The organism is Noviherbaspirillum aerium, assembly GCF_008929045.1.
Classification (GTDB): domain Bacteria; phylum Pseudomonadota; class Gammaproteobacteria; order Burkholderiales; family Burkholderiaceae_D; genus Noviherbaspirillum; species Noviherbaspirillum aerium.
The window spans coordinates 560,569-586,129 of record NZ_VFAH01000002.1 but is presented as its reverse complement, the minus strand read 5'-3'; the positions used below and the strand labels follow the sequence as shown (position 1 = coordinate 586,129).

26 protein-coding genes are annotated in these 25,561 nt (G+C 61.2%); 14 read left to right on the top strand and 12 right to left on the bottom strand.

The genetic code is table 11. The features are described 5' to 3' along the window. Positions 1 to 164 precede the first annotated feature (164 nt). The 9 genes from FH061_RS05795 to FH061_RS05755 form a co-directional block, all read right to left on the bottom strand. Entirely contained in the window at positions 165 to 1,313 is a 1,149-nt protein-coding gene (locus FH061_RS05795; RefSeq protein ID WP_151633866.1) for a DUF3618 domain-containing protein, read from the bottom strand. Next, positions 1,310 to 1,714 carry a phage holin family protein gene (locus FH061_RS05790; protein WP_151633864.1) on the bottom strand — a complete coding sequence of 135 codons (405 nt, stop codon included), beginning with the start codon at positions 1,712 to 1,714 and terminating at the stop codon, positions 1,310 to 1,312. The genes FH061_RS05795 and FH061_RS05790 overlap by 4 nt, the downstream gene beginning before the upstream one ends. Beyond that, on the bottom strand, positions 1,711 to 2,673 hold the full coding sequence (locus FH061_RS05785) for a hypothetical protein (protein WP_151633862.1): 963 nt from the start codon (positions 2,671 to 2,673) through the stop codon (positions 1,711 to 1,713). Before FH061_RS05785 ends, FH061_RS05790 begins: the two co-directional genes overlap by 4 nt. A gap of 427 nt (positions 2,674 to 3,100) precedes the next feature. Next, positions 3,101 to 4,402 (bottom strand): NCS2 family permease, encoded by a 1,302-nt coding sequence (locus FH061_RS05780; protein ID WP_151633860.1) that lies wholly within the window; start codon positions 4,400 to 4,402, stop codon positions 3,101 to 3,103. Positions 4,403 to 4,569: 167 nt separating this feature from the next. Next, on the bottom strand, positions 4,570 to 5,508 hold the full coding sequence (locus tag FH061_RS05775; RefSeq protein ID WP_151633858.1) for a LysR family transcriptional regulator: 939 nt from the start codon (positions 5,506 to 5,508) through the stop codon (positions 4,570 to 4,572). 261 nt (positions 5,509 to 5,769) lie between these two features. Beyond that, the gene (locus FH061_RS05770) at positions 5,770 to 6,144 is read right to left on the bottom strand and encodes a hypothetical protein (RefSeq protein WP_151633856.1); all 375 of its coding nucleotides are present in this window, start codon (positions 6,142 to 6,144) and stop codon (positions 5,770 to 5,772) included. Between the two features lie 101 nt (positions 6,145 to 6,245). Further along, positions 6,246 to 7,214 carry an L-lactate dehydrogenase gene (locus FH061_RS05765; protein WP_225984498.1) on the bottom strand — a complete coding sequence of 323 codons (969 nt, stop codon included), beginning with the start codon at positions 7,212 to 7,214 and terminating at the stop codon, positions 6,246 to 6,248. A gap of 288 nt (positions 7,215 to 7,502) precedes the next feature. Next, the gene (locus FH061_RS05760) at positions 7,503 to 9,731 is read right to left on the bottom strand and encodes a malate synthase G (RefSeq protein WP_151633854.1); all 2,229 of its coding nucleotides are present in this window, start codon (positions 9,729 to 9,731) and stop codon (positions 7,503 to 7,505) included. Between the two features lie 115 nt (positions 9,732 to 9,846). After that, positions 9,847 to 10,530, bottom strand: a complete 684-nt coding sequence (locus tag FH061_RS05755; RefSeq protein ID WP_151633852.1) for a haloacid dehalogenase type II — start codon at positions 10,528 to 10,530, stop codon at positions 9,847 to 9,849. Between the two features lie 206 nt (positions 10,531 to 10,736). Between FH061_RS05755 and FH061_RS05750 the strand changes: the two genes are divergently transcribed. The 3 genes from FH061_RS05750 (at position 10,737) to FH061_RS05740 (ending at position 12,798) form a co-directional block, all read left to right on the top strand. Then, entirely contained in the window at positions 10,737 to 11,606 is an 870-nt protein-coding gene (locus tag FH061_RS05750; protein WP_151633850.1) for a PhzF family phenazine biosynthesis protein, read from the top strand. Between the two features lie 159 nt (positions 11,607 to 11,765). After that, positions 11,766 to 12,353 carry a hypothetical protein gene (locus tag FH061_RS05745; RefSeq protein ID WP_151633848.1) on the top strand — a complete coding sequence of 196 codons (588 nt, stop codon included), beginning with the start codon at positions 11,766 to 11,768 and terminating at the stop codon, positions 12,351 to 12,353. A gap of 19 nt (positions 12,354 to 12,372) precedes the next feature. Beyond that, entirely contained in the window at positions 12,373 to 12,798 is a 426-nt protein-coding gene (locus FH061_RS05740; protein WP_151633846.1) for a DUF7684 family protein, read from the top strand. 141 nt (positions 12,799 to 12,939) lie between these two features. On the opposite strand, the gene FH061_RS05735 is transcribed toward FH061_RS05740, so the two are convergent. After that, entirely contained in the window at positions 12,940 to 13,902 is a 963-nt protein-coding gene (locus tag FH061_RS05735) for a fasciclin domain-containing protein (protein WP_151633844.1), read from the bottom strand. A 341-nt stretch (positions 13,903 to 14,243) separates the two neighbouring features. Here FH061_RS05735 and FH061_RS05730 point away from each other — a divergent pair, with 341 nt between their 5' ends. Continuing rightward, entirely contained in the window at positions 14,244 to 14,828 is a 585-nt protein-coding gene (locus tag FH061_RS05730) for a hypothetical protein (RefSeq protein WP_151633842.1), read from the top strand. 158 nt (positions 14,829 to 14,986) lie between these two features. On the opposite strand, the gene FH061_RS05725 is transcribed toward FH061_RS05730, so the two are convergent. Then, positions 14,987 to 15,550, bottom strand: coding sequence for a DedA family protein (locus FH061_RS05725; RefSeq protein ID WP_151633841.1), 564 nt, complete (start codon positions 15,548 to 15,550; stop codon positions 14,987 to 14,989). Between the two features lie 358 nt (positions 15,551 to 15,908). Between FH061_RS05725 and FH061_RS05720 the strand changes: the two genes are divergently transcribed. The 8 genes from FH061_RS05720 to FH061_RS05685 all read left to right on the top strand — a co-directional run bounded on the left by FH061_RS05720 (position 15,909) and on the right by FH061_RS05685 (position 22,797). Beyond that, the gene (locus FH061_RS05720; RefSeq protein ID WP_151633839.1) at positions 15,909 to 16,682 is read left to right on the top strand and encodes an ABC transporter ATP-binding protein; all 774 of its coding nucleotides are present in this window, start codon (positions 15,909 to 15,911) and stop codon (positions 16,680 to 16,682) included. Between the two features lie 2 nt (positions 16,683 to 16,684). After that, positions 16,685 to 17,674 (top strand): ABC transporter substrate-binding protein, encoded by a 990-nt coding sequence (locus tag FH061_RS05715; protein ID WP_404822425.1) that lies wholly within the window; start codon positions 16,685 to 16,687, stop codon positions 17,672 to 17,674. 81 nt (positions 17,675 to 17,755) lie between these two features. Next, complete coding sequence (locus tag FH061_RS05710; RefSeq protein WP_151633835.1) at positions 17,756 to 18,529, top strand: ABC transporter permease; 774 nt, start codon at positions 17,756 to 17,758, stop codon at positions 18,527 to 18,529. A gap of 16 nt (positions 18,530 to 18,545) precedes the next feature. Beyond that, positions 18,546 to 19,391 (top strand): type 2 periplasmic-binding domain-containing protein, encoded by an 846-nt coding sequence (locus FH061_RS05705; protein WP_151633833.1) that lies wholly within the window; start codon positions 18,546 to 18,548, stop codon positions 19,389 to 19,391. A 213-nt stretch (positions 19,392 to 19,604) separates the two neighbouring features. Beyond that, positions 19,605 to 20,762, top strand: a complete 1,158-nt coding sequence (locus FH061_RS05700) for an AI-2E family transporter (protein ID WP_151633831.1) — start codon at positions 19,605 to 19,607, stop codon at positions 20,760 to 20,762. Between the two features lie 236 nt (positions 20,763 to 20,998). Then, the gene (locus tag FH061_RS05695) at positions 20,999 to 21,316 is read left to right on the top strand and encodes a hypothetical protein (protein ID WP_151633829.1); all 318 of its coding nucleotides are present in this window, start codon (positions 20,999 to 21,001) and stop codon (positions 21,314 to 21,316) included. Positions 21,317 to 21,402: 86 nt separating this feature from the next. After that, positions 21,403 to 21,756 (top strand): CZB domain-containing protein, encoded by a 354-nt coding sequence (locus tag FH061_RS05690; protein WP_192804928.1) that lies wholly within the window; start codon positions 21,403 to 21,405, stop codon positions 21,754 to 21,756. A gap of 132 nt (positions 21,757 to 21,888) precedes the next feature. Beyond that, a complete protein-coding gene (locus tag FH061_RS05685; RefSeq protein WP_151633826.1) occupies positions 21,889 to 22,797 on the top strand; it encodes a queuosine salvage family protein in 909 nt (302 codons plus the stop codon). Positions 22,798 to 22,900: 103 nt separating this feature from the next. On the opposite strand, the gene FH061_RS05680 is transcribed toward FH061_RS05685, so the two are convergent. Continuing rightward, positions 22,901 to 23,683, bottom strand: a complete 783-nt coding sequence (locus FH061_RS05680; protein ID WP_151633824.1) for an Ntn hydrolase family protein — start codon at positions 23,681 to 23,683, stop codon at positions 22,901 to 22,903. A 503-nt stretch (positions 23,684 to 24,186) separates the two neighbouring features. On the opposite strand from FH061_RS05680, the gene FH061_RS30315 reads away from it, so the two are divergent. After that, entirely contained in the window at positions 24,187 to 24,357 is a 171-nt protein-coding gene (locus FH061_RS30315) for a hypothetical protein (protein WP_192804927.1), read from the top strand. Between the two features lie 176 nt (positions 24,358 to 24,533). Continuing rightward, positions 24,534 to 25,262, top strand: coding sequence for a Crp/Fnr family transcriptional regulator (locus tag FH061_RS05675; protein ID WP_151633822.1), 729 nt, complete (start codon positions 24,534 to 24,536; stop codon positions 25,260 to 25,262). Positions 25,263 to 25,561: the final 299 nt, after the last annotated feature.

The following is a 25,561-nucleotide window of genomic DNA, read 5'->3' as shown; positions in this document are numbered from 1 at the left end:
CGATGTCATTGGATATGACGTGTCATGCCATGACTCGGCATGGGATTGGTATAAAGCGAGGGAAAGCGGGAGGCGGAAGCAGCGGGAAGAATTGGCAGCGCAGGATGCGGATGAAACAACGCCCGGACACGCTGCCGTGTCCGGGCGCCTGCGGTCAGCGAGAATCAGTGAATGCTTTGCTGTCCCGACAGACCGCCGTAGGTGGTGCTTCCGGTGCTTCCGGTGCTTCCGGTACTTCCAGTGCTTGCGCCTGTCGCGCCGGAGGAAACCGAGCCGGAACCCTGCTGGTCCTTGCTCTGCAGGACCGAGTTCGACACATCGTCCTTGACGCGAACGGCTTCTTCCTTGGCGATCTCGGCCACACGCTGCGCCGACTGCTTGACAACCTCCGCCTGTTCCATCGCCGTCTGCTTGACCTTGTCCAGCAGATTGTCGCGGGCTTCACCCAGGAGTTCGTTCTCCCGGCGCGTGGAGGGCAGTGTCGCGCCCAGTGCGGCACCCAGCGCGATGCCGAGCGCACCGACGATCAGCGGCTGCTCGTCGATCACCTGGTTGACGCTGCTCTTGGCACGGTAGAACTGCTCCTTCGACATTTCACCCATTTCGCTCAGGCGCGCCTGCGACGTGTGTGCCGTGTCCTGGAAGCGGGAGCGGGCATTCTGTCCGACATACTGCGCGCGTCCGCTCACATCCGAAGCCGTGCTGCTCAAGCGCTGGCTGACATCGCCGGCCTTGCTCTTCAAGCCCTGAGCTGTTTCGCTTGCCTTGTTCCTCAGGTCCTGGGCGGTTTCGGTCGCCTTGCTGCGCAGGCTTTGCGCCGTTTCGCTGACCTTGGACATCGCACGGCTCAGCATGCCGTCGCCGGTGCCGCGGCCTGTTGAATAACTGCTGCGGCCGGTCGAATAACTGCTGCGGGCGCCCGGATAGCTGCTGGTGCGAACGCTGCCGGTGGTCGTATCGAAGGTGCTGTCGTAGGTGGTAGTCTCCATGTTGGGGTAGGAGGTGCCACGCCGGCCGGCGCGCCGCCGCGTGCCTGCGACATAGGTCGTGGGCTGGCGCGAGGCTGCCATCAGCCAGGCGAATCCGATGCCGATCATTGCCACCGGAATCGGGTTTTCACGAACCATGTTGACCAGGCCCACGCTGACCGCTCCAGGCGTCGTCGACAATGCATAATCGACGGCCTGGTTCTTCAGTTCGCTCGGGGTCAATTTCTGCTGGATCGCCTCGATGGTCGAACTGAAGTCGGCGCGGGTACGCTCGATGTCACTCTCGATTTCTTCGGGGCTGCGGTTGTCGATATTTTCTTTCATTGCATTTTCTCCTCGACGACGACTTTGTCTTTTTTAAGTGAATCGATGGTTCTGTGGGGCAGCAGGTTGTCGGCAGTCAGCTTGGAAGCTCCTCCCTTCAGAAGCACGAAACCGATTGCAGAAATGGTCAGGCCGACGATCAGCGGTGCCAGCCACGGCGCCACCGATTCCGGAAGAATCATTTCCACGCCCTTCACCACCGCCTGCAGGATGATGAACAGGCCTGCCAGCAGGATCGCGGCACCGATGGCAACCGAGGTGAGGGCTGCCTGGGCATGCACGATCTTGGTCGACAGCTCCGAACGGGCCAGTGCGATTTCCTGGCGCACCAGGTCAACCACATCCCTGGTCAGATCGGAGATGAGCGCCGGCAGGGACTTGTCGCTCTTGTCGATCATCATAGCGTGCCACCTCCACTGCGGGTCCCGGTGCCGTTCAGCGGACTGGTCGAGCTGCCGACGCCTGCGCCGGTGGTTCCGAGGCCGGTGCCCGGAGTGCCGTCAGCGCCGATCGCTGCCGCATCGCTCGATGACATGTCGGCTTCCACCGGCCGGGCGGACGACGAAGTGCGCCAGTTGCTCTCGCTCAGCTCAAGCTGCTGATAGCGTGCCTGCTCGGATGAACTCTTGATGAAGCGTGCCAGCAGGAAGCCGGCCGCGACCGCGCCGAGGAAAAAGGTGCCGGGCGCGCGGCGCGCGATGCCTTGCACGTCGTCGATGAGTGTGTCGAGATCCTTCTCGCGCAGGCGGCCGCTCAGCGTCTGCAGCTGGTCGGCCAGCATCTCGACGTATTGGGCCACCTGGTCCTGTCCTTGTCCGTGCAGCTGCGATGCGGTATTGCGGATCACGTTGGCGACATTGTCGACCTGTCCCACCGCGGTTTCCTTGCGTTCGTCGAACATCGTGCGGCTGGTTTCCTTGACGCGGCTTGCCATGTCGCCCGCATACTGGCGCGCTTGCTCGGCAATGCGTGCGCTGCTTTCCTTGACCTTGTCCTTGGTGGAAGACATCGTGTCCGAGGTGCCCGACATACCCGACATACCGGTGGTGCCCGAGGTGCCCATGCTGCCGCTGGTCAGCACATCGGCTTCAATGCCGCCGCTGCTGCCCGCTGCGCTGCTCGCGGTGCCGCTCGTTCCCCGAGTGCCGGTCGTGCCGGAGGTACCGGTCGCGCTCGATGCGCCAGGCGTGTTGGAAGTGCCGGTGGCGCCGAGCGTGCCCGGGGTGCCGGTAGTGCCGGTAATGCCGGAGGAGCCGGACGTGCCTGATGCCAGCGATGCCGCGTCCTGCAGCCTTTCACCCGGTCCCGGTTGGACACCGCTAGAGATCGGTGCTTTTCCATCCTTGTTCTGATCTGCCATTGCTATCACTCCTATTTATTGATTGATTACGGCTGTTTGGAGACCTTCTATCCGGCATACCTGCATCCGCCAAGCATCCTCCTGCGCAGGCAGGTTTGTCCGTCCATAACATGTTAGAAATGCAAGCGATGTTTTAGTTCTAACGGATGAGTGCAAATGGATGAGCGGAAGCAAGGAATACGTTCGAATGAAGGCGAACGGAGCAATCTGGTGGCATGCGTGTTACGCGGGGACAACATCGCACTGCGCATCCGACCGCATTTTGGACCGCATCATGATGATGGCCGACGATGCGCCGGCCCGATTAGACATAGGACATACAAAATAAAAAAGCCGGCCTTGCGGCCGGCTGATTGATTAGTTCATCAGCTCATCAGTTCATGGATGAGTCCATGATCGGTTCATCGTTGCACCGGTGCGGACCGGTTTATTCTGCGCCGATGAAGGCATAGCGGAATACAAACACCACGGCAATCGCCCACACCATGACCGGCGCCTGCCTGGGGCGGCCGGTAAACATCTTCAGCACGGCATAGGAAATGAAGCCGAACGCGACGCCGTTGGCGATCGAATAGGTGAACGGCATCACCAGGGCGGTGATGACCGCAGGAATGCATTCGGTCGTATCGTTCCAGTTGAGTTCGACCAGTTCGCGCGTCATCAGGCAGGCGACATAGAACAACGCGGGCGCGGTGGCATACATGGGCACGGTCCCGGCGAGCGGCGCAATGAACAGGCAGCCGAGGAACAGCGCGGCGACCGCCACCGCCGTCAGTCCGGTGCGTCCTCCCGCCTGTACGCCGGCGGCGCTCTCGATATAGGCCGCGGTGCTCGATGTGCCGAGCACCGAGCCGGCGAGAATGGCACCGCTGTCAGCCAGCAAGGCCTTGTTGAGGCGCTCCATCTTTCCTTCCTTCAGCAGGCCGGCGCGGCTGGCCACGCCCATCAGCGTACCGGTGGCGTCGAACAGCTCCACCAGGAAGAACACCAGCACGACATTCAGGATGCCGACCGACAGCGCGCTCGAGATATCCAGCTTGAACAGCGTCGGATCAATGGACGGCGGCGCAGAAAAGACACCGGCGAACTGATTGCCGCCGACGACAAAACTGAGGAGGGTCACCGTCATGATGCCGATCAGGATCGCACCCTTGACGCGCAGATGGTCCAGCGCGACGATCAGGAAGAAGCCGAAGATGGCGAGCAGTGCCTGCGGCTTGTGCAGGTCGCCGAGCGTGACGAAGGTCGCCGGATTGGCCGCGATGATGCCGCAGCTCTTGAGCGACACGATGCCGAGGAAGAGGCCGATGCCCGCCGTGATGGCGATCCGTATCGACGGCGGTATGCCCCTGACGATCAGCTCGCGCACGCGCAGCAGGCTGATGACGACGAAAATGCTGCCCGAGATAAACACCGCGCCCAGCGCGGCTTCCCAGGTATAGCCCATGCCCTTGACCACGCCATAGGCGAAATAGGCATTCAATCCCATGCTCGGTGCCAGTGCGATCGGATAATTCGCATACAGGCCCATGATCAGCGAGCCGATGGCGGCCGCGATGCAGGTCGCGACGAACACGGAATCCTTCGGCATGCCCGCATCGCCCAGGATCGAAGGATTGACAAAGATGATGTAAGCCATCGTCAGGAAAGTCGTGAACCCCGCCATCAATTCCGTGCGGACATCCGTTCCCTGCTCCTTCAGCTTGAAAAGCCGTTCCAGCAGCGCCATTGCATGCTCCTTCTATCGTTATAAGGGGGCCGAGATGGACCCTGTCTCCATGCGTGATCATGTGCCAAGGGCCATGTCTTTGGGATAGCCGGCCACGTATATCCGTCATAGGATTAAAGCGATAGCGGCGTTGCGCGGCGGCGCGCTTGCATGAGCGGGAACAGGCTTTAGTTCGATACCAGCTCCGCCGTGGTGGCGGAAATCAGGTCGCGCAGCCATTTGTGTTCCGGCGCATGATGCACGCGGTCATGCCAGAGCTGGTAAAAGCGCATGGTCGGAAATTGGATCGGCACGGTAAAGCGCTTGAGCGGGAGGTTCTTTTCGAAGAAGCGCGTGAATTGCCTGCCGGTGGTCAGCACCAGGTCGCTGCGCATCAGCAGATAGGGGATCATGCCGAAGTACGCTGATTCCACCACCACATTGCGGTGCATGTCATGCCGCGACAGGAAGGATTCGATGACGCCGAAATATCCCGCCAGCATCTGCGACGGGGCGACATGGGGCAGGGAGAGATAATCCTCCACCGTCATTGCATCGGGCTGCGTGCGCAGCGCATAGGCGCAGTCGGCGCGCATCACGCAGGCGATCTCGTCGTCGAACAGCTTGGACATGTGCAAGTGCTGCGGCGGTTCCTCCCAGTTGGCGATCACCACATCCAGCGTGCCGTCCGACAGCAGCTTCAGGAAATCGACCTCGCGCGCAACGCTGTGCACGACCACGCTGCTCTTCGGCGACTCGCGGCGCACATTGGCCACGATCTGCGGCAGCAGCTGGCTGTCCAGATAGTCCGGCGCGGCGATGTGAAAGGTGCGCGCCTCATGCCGGGGCGTGAATGTCCCCTTTCCGGCGAACAGCCGTTCGGCCTGGTCGAGAATCTGCTTGGCCGGCATCAGCAGGCTCTCGCCGTATTGGGTAGGAATCATGCCATGCGCGCCGCGCACGAGCAGCGGGTCGCCGGTCAGTTCCCGCAGCCTGCGCAGCGACGCCGATATCGACGGCTGCGGCTGGTTCAGCTTGAGTGCGACGCGCGATACGTTTTTCTCGGTGAGAACGAGGTGCAGAATGCGTATCAGGTGAATATCGAGATGGTTCGGTAAGCCCGGCATGGAAATCCTTGTGCATGAAATAGCGGCGCATCGGCGTTCTCGACGTGAGAGGCATGGAAGCCGCTTGCATTCAGGGAAGATATAGACCCGCCGGGATGTTGGATACCGAATATGGGGAATACCGGATATATAAGGAAGCGCATATAACGAAGCGCCGGCGGTGGATGCTTCCATGCCCGCAGTATGGGCAGACTTTCCGGAACGCATTCTGCCCCGGGCGGCCATGCACGAGATGAAACCGCTCCAGCTGCCCGGCCTGATTCACCCGGCCCGCTTCAGCCGGATCAGCCGTTCCTTCTCGCAGAAGTCGCACAGGCAGCGCATCCAGCCGTCGGTCCGCTGGCGGCCGGTTTCTCCGCAGTCCTCGCAGACCGTCGTGCTGAGGTCTTCGATGGCATCGATGATGTCCTCGACCTGCGGGGTGTAGGTGCCGTGATAGCTCACGCTCAGGCGTGCGCGCTTTTCCTTGATCGACTCGATATAAAAACCTTCCACCATGCCGTTCGGCAGGGCGGCATCAATCGCGGTGCACATGTCGAGCACCAGCCGGTGCCATCCTTCGGAAATCGTGATGGAGGGCGGTTCCTTTCCCAGGAACAGGCGCGGATAGAGAAAGGGCAGGGAATGCAGCATCATGTTTCGTTGTTAAAAGACAAGTGGGCCGGCGATGAACGGGTTGGCGTGCAAGGCTTCATTAATTGCTATGTCCGGGGCAGCAGCTTTTCGCGCCGGAATCTTCAATAACCAAGCGCGGTAAAGGTATTCTTGATGAGCGCTGCGCTTTTGCGCAAGGCTTCCTGTTCTTCGCTGCTCAGCAAGGGTTCCATCACCATCTCCACGCCATGCTGCCCGACCACCATCGGCAAGGAGACCGCCACGTTCCTGACGCCTGCAACTTCCGGAATGACCGAGCAGACGCTGAACACGCTGCGCTCGTCGTGGACGATGCAGCGCGCCAGCCTCGCCAGGGCGGCGCCGATGCCGTAGTTGGTCGCGCCCTTTCCATCAATGATCCGGTAAGCGGCATGTCTCACGTCATGGTCGATCTCTTGCCGTGCTTGTTGCGTCAGCGGCTTGCCGCACAGCTCGGCGAAACGGTCGAGAGGTAGTCCCGCCACCTGTGCGGCCGACCATGCCAGGACTTCCGAGTCGCCATGTTCGCCAAGCACATAGGCATGCACCGAAGATGGCGAGACCTGAAACCGCTCGGCAAGCAGCGAGCGAAAACGCGCGGTGTCGAGCATCGTGCCCGAGCCCAGCACCTTTGACGCGGGCAGGCCGGACAGCCTGGCGGCAACCTGGGTCATGACGTCGAGCGGATTGGTGGCCACCAGCAATACCGCATCGCCGGCATGCTGCATGACACGCGGCACGATATCGGCAAACACCGCGGCATTGCGGGTCAGCAGCTGCATCCGGCTCTCTCCCGGTTTCTGGCCCACGCCGGCGGCCAGTATGACCAGAGCGCAGCGGTCGAGATCGGCATAGTCGCCGGCACGGATGCGCATCGGATGGGAAAAGGGAGTGGCATGCAGGATGTCGCGGTACTGCGCATCCGCCAGTTTCGGATTGTGGTCCACCAGCACGAGCTCGGAACCTATGCCTTGCATGGCGATGGAATAGGCGGCGGTACTGCCGACGAGCCCGGTGCCGACGACGCCGATCTTGATGTTGCTGCGGGTAACGGGTGCGAGAGCCTGTGACATAAGTGATGAGCCGTTTGGAAAGGTCGCAATGGTAACTTGAGCGCAGTTCAATCAAGCTGCGCTGCAAGCAATTCCGGCAAGCATGGCGATGCGCGAAGCCGTGCCGGGAGCCTTTTGCATTGACACCAGGCGAAGGCAGAGTTCGCCATGCAGCCATTTTTTGCGGCCTGCGATCGGCGCAAGGCAATACGCGGCAACCCGAGCACGAAATAAAACACCCCTGCCGGCGAACCGGCAGGGGTGCGGACTTGCGCATGCCCGCGGAAGGCGGGGCGGGCACCGAAAAGCTTATCGCGGCATCTCGGCCTTCACCCGCAGGCGCCATGCATGCAGCAGCGGTTCGGTGTAGCCGCTGGGCTGTTCCAGGCCCTTCATCACCAGGTCGCGCGCGGCGCGATAGGCATAGGAGGCTTCGAAGTCGGGCGCCATCGGCTTGTAGAACGGATCGTTGTCGTTCTGGGCATCCACCACCTTGGCCATGCGCTGCAGGGTTTCATCGACCTGTTCCTTGGTGACGATGCCGTGCAGCAGCCAGTTGGCGATGTGCTGGCTGGAAATGCGCAGCGTGGCGCGGTCTTCCATCAGGCCGACGTTGTGGATGTCGGGCACCTTGGAGCAGCCAACGCCCTGGTCGACCCAGCGCACCACGTAGCCGAGGATGCCCTGCGCATTGTTGTCCAGTTCCTGCTGGATTTCCGCCGCCGACCATTTCGCTTCTTCCGCGACCGGCACCTTCAGCAGGTCGTTCAGCAGGCGGGCGGTCTCGGCGTTGGCATCGATCTTTTCCAGTTCCTTCTGCACATTGGCCACGCTCACCTGATGGTAGTGCAGCGCATGCAGCGTCGCGGCGGTGGGCGAGGGCACCCAGGCGGTGTTGGCGCCGGCCTTGGGATGGGCGATCTTCTGCTCCAGCATGGCGGCCATCAGGTCGGGCATGGCCCACATGCCCTTGCCGATCTGGGCGCGTCCGCGCAGGCCGCAGGACAGGCCGACCAGCACGTTGCTGCGCTCGTAGGCGGACAGCCAGGCGCTGGTCTTCATGTCGCCCTTGCGCAGCATCGGGCCGGCATGCATCGCGGTGTGCATCTCGTCGCCGGTGCGGTCGAGGAAGCCGGTGTTGATGAAGGCGACGCGCGCGCGCGCTTCATTGATGCAGGCCTTCAGGTTGACGCTGGTGCGGCGCTCCTCGTCCATGATGCCGAGCTTGACGGTATTGGCCGGCAGGCCGAGCAGGCCTTCCACGCGGCCGAACAGTTCGCTGGCGAACGCGACTTCGGCCGGGCCGTGCATCTTCGGCTTGACGATATACACCGAGCCGGTGCGCGAATTGCCGATGGTCTGGCCGGCCTTGCGCTTGAGGTCGTGCAGCGCGATGGTGGTGGTCACGACCGCGTCCATGATGCCTTCCGGGATTTCCTGGCCGTTCTCCAGCAGGATGGCCGGATTGGTCATCAGGTGGCCGACATTGCGCAGGAACAGCAGGGAGCGGCCGTGCAGGGTGACCACGCCGTCCCTGGCATTGGTGGCGCCGACGCCGGCGGTGTACTGGCGGTCGCCGTTGAGGCTGCGGGTAAAGGTCTTGTCGCCCTTGGTCACGCTTTCCGACAGCGTCGCCTGCAGGATGCCGAGCCAGTTGCTGTAGGCCAGCACCTTGTCCTGCGCATCGACCGCCGCCACCGAATCCTCGAGGTCGAGAATGGTCGACAGTGCCGATTCGATCACCACGTCGGCCACGCCCGCCGGGTCATCCTTGCCGATGCGCGTGCCGCGGTCGATCTGGATATCGACGTGCAGGCCGTTGTTGATCAGCAGCACGGAAGTCGGATCGTTCGCCTGGCCCTGGTAGCCGATGAACTTGCTTTCGTCGGCCAGGCCGGTGGTGCTGCCGTTCTGCAGCTTGACGCTGAGCTTGCCGTCGATGATCTGGTAGGCGGCGGCTTCGCGGTGCGAGCCGCTGGCCAGCGGCGCGGCCTGGTCGAGGAAGCCGCGCGCGAAGGCGACGACCTTCGCGCCGCGGATCGGGTTGTAGCCTTGTCCGCCGGGGCCGGCCTTGGTCGCGCCGTCGCTCTCGGGGATGGCATCGGTGCCGTACAGGGCGTCATAGAGCGAACCCCAGCGCGCATTGGCGGCATTGAGCGCATAGCGGGCGTTCAGGATCGGCACCACCAGCTGCGGGCCGGCCTGCAGGGCCAGCTCGGCATCGACATTGGTGGTCGTGGCCTTGACGTCCTGGGGCTGCGGCACCAGGTAGCCGATGGATTCCAGGTGGGCGCGGTAGGCTTCCATGTTCTTGATCGGACCGGGATTGGCCTTGTGCCAGTTGTCCAGCTCGATCTGCAGGCGATCGCGCTCTGCCAGCAGCGCGGCGTTTTTCGGCGCCAGGTCGTGGGCGATGGCGTCGAAGCCCTTCCAGAAGGCATCGCTGTCGATGCCGGTGCCGGGAAGCACCTTGTCTTCGATGAACTGGTACAGGACGGTGGAAACCTGAAGCCGATGGCAAGGAGTGCGATTAGTCATTGTGAGAGACCTCTTTATGGTTGTTTATGTTTGTAATGGTGATACGTGAATAAAGCAATTCGGACAATGCAATGCGGACAACGCAATGGAATTTCGCATGGGGATTGCCATCTTCCTAGCTTGAGGCTTCCTGCCTGACGAAGGCCGGCAGGTCGTCCAGCGTGCGGCCTTCGCGGCTGGGCGTGACCCCCAGTTCCTCCATCGGCGCTCCGGCCCGGTTGACCCAGAAGGTCTTGTAGCCGAACCAGCTGGCGCCGCAGACATCCCAGCCGTTGCTGGAAACGAACAGCAGATTCTTGGGCGCCACGCCGAAAATGTCCGGCCCCATCTGGTAGGCCTCGGGCGCGGTCTTGTATTTCCTGACGCTGTCGACTGAGAGCAGGTGATTGAACAGCGGTTCCATCCCGGCCGCCTTGACGACGGTTTCGAGCATCTGCGGATTGCCGTTCGACAGGATCGCCAGCTTGAAGCCGTCCCGCTTCAACTGTTCAAGGACCGAAATGCATTCCGGGAAGGGCTGCAGCTTCGCATACTGCGACATCAGCGCATGCTGGGCATCCAGCGTCAGGTCAAGCTCGAGCTTCTTGCAGGAAAACAGCAGCGCATCCTGGGTCACTTCCCAGAACGGCTTGTACATCGAGCAGAGAGTGCGCAGCTGGGTGTACTCGATCTGCTTGGCGCGCCACAGATTGGCCAATGCCTCGCCCTTGCCCCGAAACAGCTTTTCCGCCAGTGCGCTGATCGAATAGACGTCGAACAGCGTGCCGTAGGCGTCGAACAGGATCGCTTGAATGGGCATGGAGTGGCAGTGTGTTAAATGGAAGTAAGGAAAGTGTATTTGTTATTAAAAGCGATAGGTGAAGGGAAAAGTGAATTCATTTTTGCGTTTTGGTTAAAAGTGATCTCATCTCTTCGTCTGAGGGAGGCCGGGGCGAGGGAGCCGGCCCAACCTATTTTCGGCCGGATCTTTAGAATGACGCCTTCCCGTTGTCTCTTGCCAGCCTCATGTCCACTTACGCCTACCGCCTGCTGAACGTCTTCGCCGAGTCCACCTTCGGCGGCAATCCCCTGTGCGTGTTTGAAGATGCGCGCGGCATGGATGCGGCAACAATGCAGGCGCTCGCGCGGCAATTCAACCTGTCCGAGACCACCTTTCTCCTGCCTCCCGACAATGCCGAGGAGGCGGCGGCCCGGGTCCGCATTTTCACGCCGGGCGGTGAAATGCGGTTTGCCGGGCATCCGGCGCTCGGCAGCGCCCATGTCGTGCGGGAACTGCTGGGCGCGGGCGACGATTTCCGCCTCGAATTCAAGGCCGGCGGCGTTCCGCTGTCCGCGCACGGCGATGTGTGGACCTTTGCCGCGCCCCATGCCGGGAAGCCGAAAACATCCGCGGTCGATCTGCCGGCCTCGGATCTCTGCGCATTGCTTGGCTTGCAGGACGCCGATCTGCTTGCCGCGCCGGCATGGGTCGATACCGGCGCCGATCAGCTGCTGGTGCCCCTGCGAACCACGGAGGCGGTGCGCCGCGCCCGGCCCGATGGCGGACGGATCGCGCAGTGGCCGGCCAACAGCGTGGGACGCAAGTCCGCTTATGTCTTCGCCTTCGATCCGGCGCGCGCCGGCGGCGTCCTCGCAAGGCAATTCTTTGTGGGAGCGGGCGGCGGCATCGCCGAAGACCCCGGCACAGGCTCCGCCTGCGCCAATTTCGGCGGATGGCTGATCGCCAACGCTTATCCGCTGCCGGCATCGCACATGATCAGTCAAGGCGAGGCAGTCGATCGACCCTGCAGGCTGCAGCTGTCGGTTTCCATCGATGGCGTCATCCGTGTCGGCGGCAGGGTTATCGAGATTGGCAGGGGCACGGTGAGCATCTGACCGCCTTGTCCGCAGGACCCGCCCTTGAAGAGAGGCAGTCCGGTGAAACCAGAAGATCGACGTCAGGGTGTTCCATCGGTCCCTTGCATGATTGCCGCGCAGTATGGCAACAGCCCTCATGTCCGCGCAATGCGGACGGGCAGGAATGGCTGGCGCAACATGTTGTCGAACCGGAATGCGAATTTTCCGGCCCTGTATCTGGCCTTCCAGCAAATGAAGCGCCTCACCGTACGCGGTAGACTTGCCTACGACCTGCCCCCGAGACGTTCCAGCAAGCCCTATGACAAGCGCTCGCTGGTAGCAACGTTGCCGGAAGACGATCTCGACCTGCTGTACCAGTGGTTCATTGAACGCCGCTACGGCCAGGCCCTGCGGCTGAACCGCCCGATCTTCGGCACGCATGTCACCATCGTGCGGCACGAGGAACATGTGCCGAACATGCAGTTGTGGGGAAAGTACGAGGGCGTCGAAGTGGATATCGCCTATGACGTCGAGGTGCGCCGGCACTTTGGCTTCTGGTCATTGCCGGTCTACAGCGAGGAGTTCCAGCAGATACGCGCCGAGCTCGGCCTGCCGCCGGAGCCGGACTTTCATATCACCATCGGCCGGCAGTTCGACTGGCAGCCGATTCCGCCGGCAGCGCGGCGTTACGCGCACCAGCTCCGCAAGGAGAGGGAGGAACGCGAGCGCGGTACAATCTCGTCGCCATCCCCGCAATTCCCGCAATTCCCGCAACCCGTTCGATGAATCACGCGAGCCACGTGTCATGCACAATCCGTCTCCCCATTATCTTCGCCTGCCGCCCGACGGCGACTTGCCGCCGCTGGAAAACAAGCCGCCGTTCAAGGCCATCCTCATCGTCGACGACGAGATTTCCGAGATGTGGCAATGGGAAGCGAGCCGCTGGCTGGTCGAGGCGGGCTGCCGCTATCTGATGGCCTGGGGCAGGGAATGCGAAGCGTGGAAGGAGTCGGTCGAGGATGCCTGCCTTGAAGCCTTCGATTATGGAGACGTGCCGGAAGACAAGCTTGTAATGGCCTCATCGCATGAAGATGAGGACTTGTCCGACGTGTTCTGGTTTTCCAAGCACCGCGCCCACCACCCGGCGCATGAATTGAAGCCGGTATGGCTACTGCATGTGGCAGCCGAGGCGAGGCAGGAGGAATTGCTCGGGGAGTACGAGGACGCATAGCGCCTGCCATGCGTCCATGGCAAACCGATTTTCCGGTCTCCCCGCGTCCAGCGGGACCGGAGCGTTCAGAGAGCGCTCCGGTTAGTCTGCCATGGCGTTGAGGTTGTCGCCATGGCAGCGTCGCGCTATCGCCGGCACATGCTACAGCGCCGGTATCAGCACCTTGTCGATCAGGTGAATCACGCCGTTGCTGGCGCGCACATTGGTTGCGGTGATGCGTGCCGGCGTCGATGTGGTATCGGTAATCGTCGGCGGCGTGCCCGCATTGAACGTGATTGCCTGGTTGGCCGCGGTGCCGATGGGCGTGCCGAACGGAATCTGCGACGCCAGCACTTGCGTGCCGAGCACATGATAGGTCAGCACGGTGGAGAGTTGCTGCGTACTCAGGCCGGAGGGCGCGGCGGCGAAAGCGGCGTTGGTGGGCGCAAACACGGTGAACGGGCCGGCACCCGACAGCGTGCCCTGCAGATTGGCGCGCGTGACAGCGCCAACCAGCGAAGACAGCTCCGGATTAAGCTGCGCCATCTGAACGATGTTCAGTACCCCCGGCGGCACCAGTACCTTGTCGATCGCATGGATGACGCCATTGCTGGCGGCGACATCGGTGGCGACGACATTGGCGTTGGTCAGGACGGCATCCCCCACTTTTACGCCGCCCGCAGTATTGACCGCGACCGACGCCGGCTGCCCTTCGAAGCTGTACAGCGTGGCCTGGTTCGACTGCGCGGCGGCGGTGAGTTGGGCGGCCGGTTTGTTGCCGGGCAGGACGTGATAGCTCAGAATGTTTTTCAGCGTCGCCGCCGGCAGGGCATTGACCATGGCGGTCGCGTTGGCAAATCCCAGCGCGGTGGCAAGATTGTTGAAGGCGGCGTCGGTGGGCGCCAGCACGGTGAGCTGTGCATTGGCATCCGACAGGGCCGATCCGAGTTCGGCCTTGGTCGCCGCGGCCAGCAGCGCGCCAAAGCCGCGATCCTGGGCCACCTTGTCGATGGTGGTCGCTGCCGCCGTCGTTGTCGTCACCGGCAAGTCATCGTTATCACTGCCGCCGCAAGCGGTAAGAAATGCAGTCGCCATCACCGCAAGCAGGTATGTTGCGCGTCTCATGTCACTCTCCTTGAACGTTAAAGCAGCGTCGATCGCGGCTGCCATGCTCGAATGATAGGAAGGTGCGCTTTGCTGCACTTGATGTCTGTCAAATGAAAATGTTATTTGTCCTAGACAAATGATGGTTGTTTTTCACGAGAATGGCGTTGTTATTGAATTACTTGCCGTATTTTCAAGCGGCTTGTAAAAAGTTGACTAAGACGAAACCGGCGATTTTCTGTCATGGACCGCACTTGCTTGAGTTTTCAGGCAATGAAAATGGACCAGCCGCCCGCAGGTGGGGAAATGGCACGGAGCTTGCTGCCGGCCTTGGCTTTGATGAATTTCCCGAGGAGGATCTCATGAGACTGAAACTGACATTGATCGCTGCATCCTTGAGCATGTCGTGCGCCGGCCTGGCATTTGCACAGCAGGGCCAGCAACAGCAGAAAGACGGCACGGAACAGCAGTACAAGGTGGCAATGGAGAAATGCGACAAGCTTCAAGACAACGCCAAGGCAATCTGCAAGGCCGAAGCGGAAGGGCAGAAGACGATTGCCCAGGCCCAAGCGAAGGTGAGCGAAAGAGATACGCCGAAAGCCCGGCTTGACATGGAGAAATCAAAAGCCGAGGCGCAATACAACATAGCCAAGGCCAAATGCGGCGACCAGGTCGGCGACGCGAAAAAGGCGTGCGAAAAGGAAGCCAAGGCCAGTCACGATCTCGCCGTCGCCCAGGCGGAACGGCGCTCGCTGGCACAGTCGTCGGGCGCAGGCACATCCGGCGCATCGACATCGGGCGCATCCGCCTCAGGCGGTTCCCCGGCGACGCAGCCGGCGCCTGCTCCGTCCGCGGCCACACCCTCACAGCCGCCGCAAGCGCAGCCGGGCGCCCAGCCTCCGCTTCAAGCGCCTGTCGAGGCCCAGCCGGCGCAGACGACGCAATAAGCTTATCTTCGCCATGCGCATATCCGGCTGCCATGGGGCATCCCATGGCATGAGCGGCATTTAAAGATCTTGCCGCATCATGGCCGACATCAACTGCCAGTTAATTAAATCCCTTAATTAACTGGCAGTGAAGGATAAGCCGTAAAGGAAGCAACCGATTACTGGTCGGGATCGTTTTTGCGCCGCTGCAAAACGACATAGGCAATGGTGCAGCTCAACAGTACGGTCGCTACGACAATGATCTGGGTGACATCCGAACTGGCGCCCAGAAGATGGATGCCATGTCCGGTCGCATAGCCGATGAATGCAAAGGCAACGGCCCAGACCAGGGCGCTGAACATGTTGAGCAGCTGAAAGGGAACAACGCCTATGCCGCTCATGCCTATCATGACCAGGCCGACGATGCGCAAGCCGTAGAGAAACCTGAGCGAGGGAACCAGCAGGACATGATGCCGCGCGATCAAATCATCGATGCGGTCCTTGCGTGTGCACAGGGAGGGAAAGCGCAACAGCAACGAAGGGCCGTAAAGACGGCCCGCGTAGAAGTAAGGCTGGTCCCCGAGAAAGCTTGCCGTTGCCGCAATTACAATAACTAAAGGTAATGCAAGATGGCCGTGATAGGCCGCCAGCCCGGCCGCAATGACAACGGCCTCGCCTTCCAGGAAGGCGCCGAGGGCAAGCGCAAAATATCCATACTGCTGAATGAAACCGGCTAGTGTCATCGGGTCCAATACCTTATTAATCAGGCTACATAGAGCATCGGCTGCGGGATTTAGTTGCAGACATTACTGCAATCGGTAAAGTTCGCATTGAGATAGGTCGTTGCATATTCGGAAATACTTCGATTGTTTTGATTGCTTATGACTTCAGCGCATAAGCAAAGCAGTTAAAAATTGTTGTCGTGTTTCGCTGTGGCTAATAGAGTAGCAATAGAAAAAAGCAATTAGAATGCACAACCGCATAATGCCTCGGACCTTAAACCCTTGACGTTTGTCTATCAGGTCTTTGCGAGCAGGTCTTCGTATCATCCAGGCGCTCTTCAACCAAGATGCAAGCGGTCCGAACGGGAAAAGTATTTCGATGAAACTCAACTTTGACAATATTTCCAAGCAGTACGGCGATCTGCATGTGATCGAGAATTTCAGCCGTGAATTCGAAGAGGGCCAGCTGGTTGCCCTGGTCGGCCCGTCGGGCTGCGGCAAATCGACGCTGCTGCACATCGCAGCCGGCCTGGAGAAGCCCAGCGGCGGCAATATCCTTGCGAACGGCCAGCCCGTGCGCGGCCCGCATCCCGAGCGCACGCTGATGTTCCAGGAAAATGCCCTTTATCCATGGCTGACGCTGGCACAGAACGTGGCGCTCGCGCTGGAATTCCAGAAGGTCGACAAGAAGGTCGCGCGGGAACAGGCATTCCAATGGCTCGACAAGGTCAACCTCAAGGGTTTTGAGGATTATTATCCGCACCAGGTGTCCGGCGGCATGCGTCAGCGCGCCGCGCTGGCCCGCGCCTTCATTTCCCATCCCAAGGTGCTGTTGCTGGACGAGCCTTTCGGTGCGCTCGATGCGCTGACCCGGATGACCTTGCAGGACTCCCTGCGCGACCTGATTCGCGAAGCGCGGCCAACCGTGTTGCTGGTGACGCATGATGTCGACGAAGCATTGTTCCTTGCCGACCGCATCCTGGTGTTCAGCAACCGCCCGGCCACGGTCTTGAAGGAGTTCAATCTGTCGCATCATGAAAAGACGCACGACCTCTCGGAGTTCGCTGCGATGCGCCGTCAGATTCTGGGCCTGCTCGGCATCCACGCCGAGCAGGACGATGTGGCCAAGTTACTCGAAGGAGCGGAAGTATGAAAATGACGAAAATGATAGGCGCCACCCTGGTCGCCTTTGCCCTCGCAAGCCAGGTGCAGGCAGCCGAGAAATTCAAGGTCGGCTATCTGCGCGTGATGGATGACGCACAAGCCATCGTGGCGCAGGAAGCCGGCTACTACAAGAAACAGGGCCTGGACGTGGAACTGGTCGAGTTCAAGTCCGGCACCGACCTGATCAAGGCGATCGTCGGCGGCCAGCTCGACTCGGGCGTGCTCGGTTTCACCAATGCCGTCGCCTGGGCATCCAAGGGCGCCGACCTGAAAGTGGTCGGCGGCGCGCAGCATGGCTACCATGCGATCCTGGCGCGCGAGGATGCCGGCATCGCCAAGGTGTCCGATCTGAAAGGCAAGACGCTGGCATCGCAGGCCGAAGGCAGCACCGCCGACACGGTGCTCAAGGGCGTGGTGCTGAGGGACGCGGGCCTCAAGGCCGATGACGTCAACGTGATGGGCGTCAGCCCGCAGGTGGCGGTGCAGTCGCTCGTTGGCAAGCGCGTCGATGCCGCCTTCCTGTTCGAGCCGCAGGCCAGCATTGCGCAGCTGATCGCGCCGGTCAAGCAGATCTACGAGATCGGCGAAGTCTGGCCCTTCCCCTGCATGGTGGTGATCACCTCCGGCGACACCCTCAAGAAGCGCAAGGACGCGGTCTGGAAGTCGCTCGATGCGCAGCGCGAAGCCATCGACCTGCTGCAGAAGAAACCCAATGACGCCGCCAAGCTGATTGCCGGTTACTTCATCTCCGAGCCGACGCTCAAGACCCTGAAGAAGGGCGAGATCCCGCGCGAGACCGTGATTACCGATGCCATCAAGAGCCAGACCTTCAGCCCGGTGCTGACGCAGAAGGAACAGGCGCGCATGCAGGAAATCGCCAACATCCTGCAGGAGCAAGGTTCGCTGAAGACGCGCGACGGCAAGCCTTTCGATGTCAACAGCGTGCTGGACCTGAGCTGGCAGAAAGACCGCAAGCTTTGATGCCGAAGCTTGCGCAATAACCCCTGACGAAGCACCCATAACGATGGCCGGATGTTCCGGCCATCTTCATTCAAAGCAATAATGAGCAATCGCACCCGCATCTCCGGTTACCGCAAGAAAGTCGCCTTCGTACTCGCGGTCGTATTCATCCTGTTCGGATGGCAGGTCGCCGCATGGTTCCTGCCCGATTTCCTGATGCCGGACGTGCCGACCGTCATCCTGCGGCTGTGGCAGGACATCCAGCAGGAAAATTTCCGCGCCGCGCTTTGGGGCAGCCTTGCCCGCCTCGGCGTGGGTTATGGTTCCGCGCTTCTCCTCGGCATCGGCTTCGGTCTCATCGGCGCGGTACTGTTCTTCTTCCGCGAAGTGCTGAAGTCGGCCATCATCATCCTGCAGTCGATTCCTTCGATTGCCTGGGTGCCGCTGCTGCTCATCGTGATGGGATTCGGCAGTCTGCCCATCATCGTGGTCGTGGCGATTGCCGCCTTCTTCCCGGCGGCGCTGTCGGTGATGAACGCCACCGAAAGCGTGCAGCATGTGCATGTCTCGGCCGCCCGCGTGATGGGCGCGTCGCGCTGGGATCTGCTCAAGCGGGTCTACCTTCCCGCGGTGATGCCGGAGCTCATTACCGGTGCGCAGCTCGCGTTCGGCAATGCCTGGCGTGCGCTGATCTCGGCGGAAATGCTGGTCGGCTTCGGCAAGGGCCTCGGCCGCTCGCTGTCGTATGCGGGAGAGACCGCCGACATGGTCGGCGTGATGACCAATATCCTGGCGATCGCCATCCTCGCGCCGCTGATTGACCAGCTGCTGCTGGAAAATCTGAAGCACCGCGTGCTGCGTTACCAGTACGTTTGAACAGGCGGACCTGACCATGACTGCACGCCGTCCGCTTCCGAACATGAGTTCCGCGCGCAAGCTCTGCGTTCTGGCGGCGGCAGGCCTGTTCCTGAATACGGCCCATGCAGGCAACCATACGGGAAGCGGGCTGGACGCCGCGATGCAGCGCAAGCAGCTCAATGCCGGCATCCGCTACGTGGAGCCGGAGTATAAGGGCGGAATGAAATTCCGCACGCCGGACGCCATCGATGGCGCGCTGGTGCAGGAGCTTGGCAAACGGCTGCGCCTGCCGGTGTCGATCACCCGAGCGGCGCCGGATGCCCAGGCGGCCGCGCTGGCGGCCGGCAAGGCGGATGTCATCCTCGCCGCCGTGCCCGACGATGCGCCGATCCGCAAGTCGGCCACGGTGATTCCGCTGGGTTACGCGGTGGGGCCGATGGCGATCATGCGTTCCGATACCGATATCAGGAGCTGGCCGCAGCTGAAAGGGCGCAAGGTATGCCTGTCCGAAGGCGGCCTGTATGCCGGCACTCTCGCCGCGCAATACGGCGCCATTGAAATGCTCAAGCGGGCGCCGGCCGATTCGCTGCTGGCCGTGCGTACCGGCGAATGCGATGCCGCCGTCCATGACAACACCATGCTCGAAGAGTTGATCAAGCTGCCCGAATGGAAAAAGTTTTCAGCGCGCCTCCCCGTAGTGGCGCCGCGCGCCAGCCTTGCCTTCATTGTGCCCGCGGGCGACGACAGATCGGCGGCAACCCTGACCCGCATCGCAAAGGAATGGTCGGCCAGCCGTTATCCCGATCATCTCGTCGCCAAGGCGGTCAGGCATATTGCGTTCGAGGTCTACCTGGACCAGGACGCGCCGGACTGCCATTAGAGCGGGTTTGCGCGATCCGTGCACTGACCTGCAACCCGTTCTAGTCTGTCGAAAATCCATCGATCTCATTCAGTACCTGAGGATCCGGGATCGGTACAAGACCTGGCCTTGATGAGCGCCATGCCATTGAGCTAATGCAAAGCCTGACTTTGCAGCGAGAAACAATTGCCCCGCTCGATGTCCAAGCTTGCATGCAAAGGCAGTGCATGAGCCATGTCACGCAAGGAGCCCATCATCGCAGCGTCAACCGAGGATTCCAGAACGAACGAGCCGGACTTGCCGGATCTCCCCGACGCCCGTCGCGCCAAGCCGCAGCAGCAGAGCAGGGAAGACCGGAGTTTCATGCATCGCACCGTGCTGTTCGATACCGTCAGCCTGCTGTTCGTCGCCATCGCGGGCATCGTCTGGTATGCGGCCGATGTGCTGATGCTGGTGTTCGCCTGCATCCTGTTCGCCATTCTGCTGTACGACATGAGCCGCCGCGTCAGGCAATGGCTTCATCTGCCGCACTGGCTGGCGCTTGGCGCGGTCGTGCTCCTGCTGCTCGTGGTCTTCGTCGGCGCCGGCTGGCTGATGGCGCCGCAGATTTCGGAGCAGGCGGGCGAACTGGCAAAGACAGTGCCGCAGGCGCTGAAGGATCTGCAGAAGCAGATGTCGCAATATCCCATGCTGGCGCAGCTGATGAACGGCATGCCGCCGGCGGAAGAACTGGCCGGCAAGCTGGGCGCCATGCTGCCGCAAGCCGGGCTGTTCTTTTCCGGCCTGCTCGGCGTGGTGGGCAACATTGCGATCATTGCATTCGTGGGTATTTATCTCGCATACCAGCCCGGCGTCTACATCAACGGCATCGTCACCCTGGTGCCGCCGCGCAAGCGTGAGCGCATTCGTGAAGTGTTCGATGAACTCGGGCGCACGCTTGGCCAGTGGCTGGCCGGCAAGGCGGTTTCCATGCTGGTGGTCGGCGTGGCGACCACCGCCGGACTGGCGCTGCTGGATATCCCGCTTGCGCTGGTGCTCGGCATTATCGCCGGGCTGCTCGACTTCATTCCCTATGTCGGTCCCATCATGGCCGGCGTGCCGGCGGTGCTGATCGCCCTCACGGAGGATCCCGTGCGTGCGGGCTATGTCGCGCTGCTTTTCCTGGTCATCCAGCTGGCCGAGGGCTATCTGCTGATGCCGCTGATCGAAAAGAAAACCGTGTCCCTGCCGCCGGCCCTGACGATCGCCATGCAGGTGCTGCTGGGGGCATTGCTCGGCATGGCCGGCGTCGCGCTGGCGACCCCGCTTGCGGCGGTGGCCGCGGTGCTGATCACCATGCTGTATGTGCAGGATGTGCTCGGCGATCGCGTCAAGACGCCGAGCGAAAAATGACATCCCTGTCATGTTGCCGCGCAGGCAAGCTGCCTGCCGGCTTCTTCCAGATCTTCCCCGTCTTCCATGTCCAGTATTCGGCCGCAAAAATCCAGCCGATATGGTCAATCGCGCATTGAATCCGCGCGCCAAATCTGCCATTATCGGAATTGCCCTTCAGAAATAGTGTCGCAGGCGACTGCGCAACCCACCTGAACGCGGCCCCGCAAGGGCGAAATGCAATGGTTTGATCAGGAATGAAAGACAGTTATATGGCACCCGCAGATACTCAGGCAATCACACTCAATACCCCGGTAAAGACCGCGGCCGAACTCGGCCTGACCGGAATCGAATTTCCGGGCGACTTCGTCGCACGCTTCATGGCGATGGATGCCAGCGGCTGCTGGTATGCGTTCGACGCCCGTCCCGTCTTCGAATATGAAGAATGGAAAGTCAGCGGCGGCAAATGGTACGAAATCGGTAATGACGACAAGGATGGCACGGTCCGCACTCCCGGTTTTGCCAGGGGCATGGCGGCGCAGGACGCGTTGTTTGAAATCGCATCGGCACAGTAAGCCCGATCCGCATTCAGACCCATCGGCATGCCGCCTTGACGATGCGGGGGCCGATGGTCAACCTTCAATGCTCAACGGAGGATGACGTGAATCTCGAAGAAGCGTTGGCGAAAGACGCCGAGATGAAGCCCAAGCTTCTCGCCGCCATCAACGGCAAATATGAACTCGACGCCAAGGGTGTCGCCAAGCTCGATGCCTGCATGCTTGGCAACTGGCTGCACGGCGAAGGCGAGCGGCGCTTCCGTTTCCTGAAGCATTACCGGCCGTGCATCGATGCCCATGCCGCCTTTCATGCGGAACTGGAAAAGGTCGTACGGCAGATCAATCTCGGCGAGTATGAACAGGCGCAAGGGATGCTGGCCAACGGCACGCCATGCACCAAGGCTTTCGTCGCACTTGTCGGCGCGGTGAGGCAACTGAAAGCGGAAGCAAGGCTGTAGAGCTGCAGACAAGAAAAGCATGGCGTCGCGCCGTGCCGGAGTCGGCAGCTGGTAGTCAGTAGTCATAATTGCGGCGCCGAGCATCGGCCGGTTAATGCTTCATTGATTTTTCATTGACGTTTTCGGATCAGGATGACAGACCAGCACAGCGCCAAGGAACGTCTCATCGCCCAAGCCCGGCTCGATTATCGGCCCGAGCTGGTTGCCATCGATCCGCAGGCCATCGAGCGCCTGCCGGTACGCGCCGACCGCTTCAGCCAGATGTCGATGGGACTTTCCGGCCGTGCGGCCGGCAGAACTGCCGCCGGGGCCGCCGCCTACAGCATCGCCTTCAACAGTCTCAACTTCATGTTCTGGACGCCGACGCCCCAAGGCATGTCGCGCTATCACTGGCGCGGCCAAAGCGGCACCAACGGCCTCAAGGCAGCGTTCGAGCATGCCTGGGGCGAGGAAACGACAGCCGCAGGCTTGCGCAGGCGTCTCTGCTCCGGCGATCCGGAGGCGGTCATTGAGCTGTTCGGCGACATCTCGCTGCCGAAGCGCAGGGCCCACTTCCTCCGGGAGGTGCTGTCGGAAGATCGCCTCGAGCAGGCGGCCGCAGACCTGGTGTCAGCCTCGGGCAGGCTCGGCGTCGACCATGCGCAGCAGCTTGCGCGACGCTTTCCTGTCGCATTCGGCCAGGACGCCTATCTCACGCGGGCACAGCTGGCAATCATGTGGTTCGCCGGCTATCTGGCCGAGCAGGACCGTGCCATTGAATGCGATGTCTGCGTCGCGGCCAATTACCAGATGCCGCGCATCATGCGCTCCATCAAGGCCTTGCGGTTCTCTGCGGAACTGGCCGCGAAGGTCGATGCCCATACTCTTCTTCTGCGCGACAGCACCGAAGAGCGTGCGATCCGCGCGGCGACGGTGCTGGGCGTGCAGATGATGGCACGGCACCTGGGCGTCTCCGAGTCCGCCATGGTCAATGTGCTGTGGGAGAACCGGGATGCCTGCGGCGCGATGCCGCATCATTTGACCATCACCACGGATTATTGAACGCATGAAAGCGGATTGCGGATGATGCGGCAAGCGGCTCGCCGGCAGACGCCGTGAACCAGGCTGTGTCTGACAAGCTACCGCGCGGTGGGCACGTCGGCGCTTACTCCCTGCGCTGTATCCACTGAAATCCTTCGTGCTTGCTGATGGCCGCGATCTCGATCGGGCCGCCCACTACCTTGGGACGCGATACCGAAAATTTGACGAAACCGATGGTCGTTTCGACGAGATAGCGTGCAAGGTCGATCGCATCCTGCATGGGCATGGCCTCGATGAACAAGAGTTCATAGAGCTCGGGAACGATGTTCTCCCGCAGCGCGGCGGCGGCTTCCGCATCCATGCCATGCTTGACCGCAAATTCGTTGAACCGGGTGCCCAGTCCGAACACCAGCCTGTCGAGCGCTTCGTATTCGCCATCCCAGCGCAGTCCGAACTCCTGTTCATGTTGTATGCAAGCCGGCGGCGGGCACACCTCGCCCATCATGTTGACCTCCCAGATCTCCGGCAGGGGACGGCCGCTGGAATAGCCGCATACCCGTACCTTGGTCCAGGTGGTCGCGCCATGCGGCACGGCCTTCTCCTCGAACAGGAATTGCCTCAACCGCACTGCAATGCGTTCGATATCGTAGTCGTTCGGATCGAGTATCCAATCCTGATGCGTGGGGGTGGCCCCGGCGAAGCGCCGCCCGAGATCCTTGAGCAGCGTCGCTACCGATTCATTGCCGATGCCGCCCGCGCCGGTCATCATTGCCGCAACCGGAATATCTTCATGCAGCTGGACGATCTTGCGCGAACTGTTGTAGACCATCCCGCTGGCAAAGGAACTCGCGCTGTCCGTGGCCATCACCACGCCGTCGTTGATTTTTACCGACACAAGCACCGTCATTGCCAATCCCTTTCTGTCAGGCTTGCGTACCCCTGAAACATCGCTGCCGCGACCGGCCACGGAATATTCGTGCAAAAGCCGCTATGCGTCTGCGATCATTGCCAGTGAGACCTTGCGTGCATGTTTCGGTTCTTTTATCCGTCTTCGCTGCGGGAACATGCTTGCGCTCGACCAGACCAGGCTGCCTTCGGGCATCGTGGGATCGCAATAACCGTCCCGCCAGGTCTTTGTCGAAGTCGGCTAGCCAGCTGCTGTCTCCGCATGCCATGTGATGCCGCTCCCTGCCCTGGTCGGTTAACGTTTCCCCGCGGCCGTCCCTTGGACAAAAGGCGCCTCGTGGGGCGAGGTAGAAGCGCATTTCTGTGTGCGCTTGCGCACAGACCGCGCGTTGCGCTGCTGCCATGTTAGCGAGGCGGATGGTTTTAATGCATTCGCACCCGGTTCTGCGGCAATCATGCCGCGCCAGTCGATCTGCTTCCAGATCCATTCAAAGGAATTTCCTCATGAGCGCTTCACATCAGCAGTCAGGTCCCGCGACGCAAGATAAGACATGGAAGCTCATGAGCAAACGGGAAAAAACCATTTTTTCCGTGAAGCTCGGCATTATGTTCGCCAGTTTCGGCTGGGTCTTCGGCAATACGCTGACGCCTGATCCCGTCAAGGTGGCCAAATAGCGCAGACGGTAAATTTGCCCGGCTTAGCGGGCAAGGCTGGCTCCATTATTCACCGGTAAATGCCGGCGGGTGTGCGGCAGTTGAAGGCAGTTGAAAAAAGGCAAGTGCAAGCGGAGGTTTCGTGTATGCTGACCAGGTGAATCCCGGAACATTCCCGGGCGCCTACAGGAACCCGCTTGCTCCTTCCAGCCAGCCCCGCGCAAAATCAATTGCTGGCCGCCTTGCCTGCCAATGTCGGCAGCCGCCTGCTGCCTCAGCTGGAACACGTTCCCATGGAGCTGGGCAAGGTGCTCTGCGAATCGGGAAGCCGCCCGCAGCATGTCTATTTTCCGACCACATGCATTGTTTCGCTGCTTCACAGCATGAAGAATGGCGCATCATTGGAAAGCGCCATTGTCGGCAACGACGGCATGATCGGCATTGCCCTCGTCATGGGCGGAAACACGACACCCGACCGTGCAGTCGTGCGAAGCGCCGGCCACGGATATCGCTTGAAGGCGCAGCATGTCAAGGATGAATTCGACCGGGCGGGTCCGTTCATGCATCTTCTGCTGCGATATACGCAGGCGCTGCTCACGCAGATAACCCAAAGCGCTGCATGCAACCGGCATCATTCCGTGAACCAGCAATTGTGCCGCTGGCTCCTCCTCAGCCTCGACCGCCTGCCGGCACGCGACATGGCCATTACCCAGGAAGCGATTGCCAACATGCTCGGCGTCCGGCGCGAGGGCGTCACCGAGGCGGCGGGCAATCTGCAGCATGCGGGTTTGATCTCCTGCCGCCGGGGGCATATCTCGGTTCTTGACCGACCGGGCCTGGAAGCACGTTCTTGCGAATGCTACGCCGTTGTGAAGCGGGAATCCGACCGTCTTCTTTCCATATCCGCGTCAGTCGGAATGGCATGAACATCTTTCCGTGATGCATGCCCAACCTGTTATGCGCCTGGGCATACGCTGCGGTTATCCGATATGCCGACCGGCGTGGCAACGGAAGTGAGATTGAAGATAATCGCACTTCTTGCTTTCCGCGATGCATCCCCGGGGCGCCAACCCGCCAAGAGGCTGGCGATAGCTTTAATCAATGGCGCAATGCACAAAACCATGGAACGCAGCCCGCTTGAAGCGACTCCTATTCGCAGCGATGGCAATTCTGCAATGATCCGACCCGAAGGAGCGCAAAGGAAAAACCCTGACGGGCATGATGC

Excerpts from the sequence above, each read along its gene's own strand:
- FH061_RS05795 (WP_151633866.1), bottom strand. The coding sequence starts at position 1,313 with ATGAAAGAAAATATCGACAACCGCAGCCCCGAAGAAATCGAGAGTGAC.
- FH061_RS05790 (WP_151633864.1), bottom strand. The coding sequence starts at position 1,714 with ATGATGATCGACAAGAGCGACAAGTCCCTGCCGGCGCTCATCTCCGAT.
- FH061_RS05785 (WP_151633862.1), bottom strand. The coding sequence starts at position 2,673 with ATGGCAGATCAGAACAAGGATGGAAAAGCACCGATCTCTAGCGGTGTC.
- FH061_RS05780 (WP_151633860.1), bottom strand. The coding sequence starts at position 4,402 with ATGGCGCTGCTGGAACGGCTTTTCAAGCTGAAGGAGCAGGGAACGGAT.
- FH061_RS05775 (WP_151633858.1), bottom strand. The coding sequence starts at position 5,508 with ATGCCGGGCTTACCGAACCATCTCGATATTCACCTGATACGCATTCTG.
- FH061_RS05770 (WP_151633856.1), bottom strand. The coding sequence starts at position 6,144 with ATGATGCTGCATTCCCTGCCCTTTCTCTATCCGCGCCTGTTCCTGGGA.
- FH061_RS05765 (WP_225984498.1), bottom strand. The coding sequence starts at position 7,214 with ATGTCACAGGCTCTCGCACCCGTTACCCGCAGCAACATCAAGATCGGC.
- FH061_RS05760 (WP_151633854.1), bottom strand. The coding sequence starts at position 9,731 with ATGACTAATCGCACTCCTTGCCATCGGCTTCAGGTTTCCACCGTCCTG.
- FH061_RS05755 (WP_151633852.1), bottom strand. The coding sequence starts at position 10,530 with ATGCCCATTCAAGCGATCCTGTTCGACGCCTACGGCACGCTGTTCGAC.
- FH061_RS05750 (WP_151633850.1), top strand. The coding sequence starts at position 10,737 with ATGTCCACTTACGCCTACCGCCTGCTGAACGTCTTCGCCGAGTCCACC.
- FH061_RS05745 (WP_151633848.1), top strand. The coding sequence starts at position 11,766 with ATGTTGTCGAACCGGAATGCGAATTTTCCGGCCCTGTATCTGGCCTTC.
- FH061_RS05740 (WP_151633846.1), top strand. The coding sequence starts at position 12,373 with ATGCACAATCCGTCTCCCCATTATCTTCGCCTGCCGCCCGACGGCGAC.
- FH061_RS05735 (WP_151633844.1), bottom strand. The coding sequence starts at position 13,902 with ATGAGACGCGCAACATACCTGCTTGCGGTGATGGCGACTGCATTTCTT.
- FH061_RS05730 (WP_151633842.1), top strand. The coding sequence starts at position 14,244 with ATGAGACTGAAACTGACATTGATCGCTGCATCCTTGAGCATGTCGTGC.
- FH061_RS05725 (WP_151633841.1), bottom strand. The coding sequence starts at position 15,550 with ATGACACTAGCCGGTTTCATTCAGCAGTATGGATATTTTGCGCTTGCC.
- FH061_RS05720 (WP_151633839.1), top strand. The coding sequence starts at position 15,909 with ATGAAACTCAACTTTGACAATATTTCCAAGCAGTACGGCGATCTGCAT.
- FH061_RS05715 (WP_404822425.1), top strand. The coding sequence starts at position 16,685 with ATGACGAAAATGATAGGCGCCACCCTGGTCGCCTTTGCCCTCGCAAGC.
- FH061_RS05710 (WP_151633835.1), top strand. The coding sequence starts at position 17,756 with ATGAGCAATCGCACCCGCATCTCCGGTTACCGCAAGAAAGTCGCCTTC.
- FH061_RS05705 (WP_151633833.1), top strand. The coding sequence starts at position 18,546 with ATGACTGCACGCCGTCCGCTTCCGAACATGAGTTCCGCGCGCAAGCTC.
- FH061_RS05700 (WP_151633831.1), top strand. The coding sequence starts at position 19,605 with ATGTCACGCAAGGAGCCCATCATCGCAGCGTCAACCGAGGATTCCAGA.
- FH061_RS05695 (WP_151633829.1), top strand. The coding sequence starts at position 20,999 with ATGAAAGACAGTTATATGGCACCCGCAGATACTCAGGCAATCACACTC.
- FH061_RS05685 (WP_151633826.1), top strand. The coding sequence starts at position 21,889 with ATGACAGACCAGCACAGCGCCAAGGAACGTCTCATCGCCCAAGCCCGG.
- FH061_RS05680 (WP_151633824.1), bottom strand. The coding sequence starts at position 23,683 with ATGACGGTGCTTGTGTCGGTAAAAATCAACGACGGCGTGGTGATGGCC.
- FH061_RS30315 (WP_192804927.1), top strand. The coding sequence starts at position 24,187 with ATGAGCGCTTCACATCAGCAGTCAGGTCCCGCGACGCAAGATAAGACA.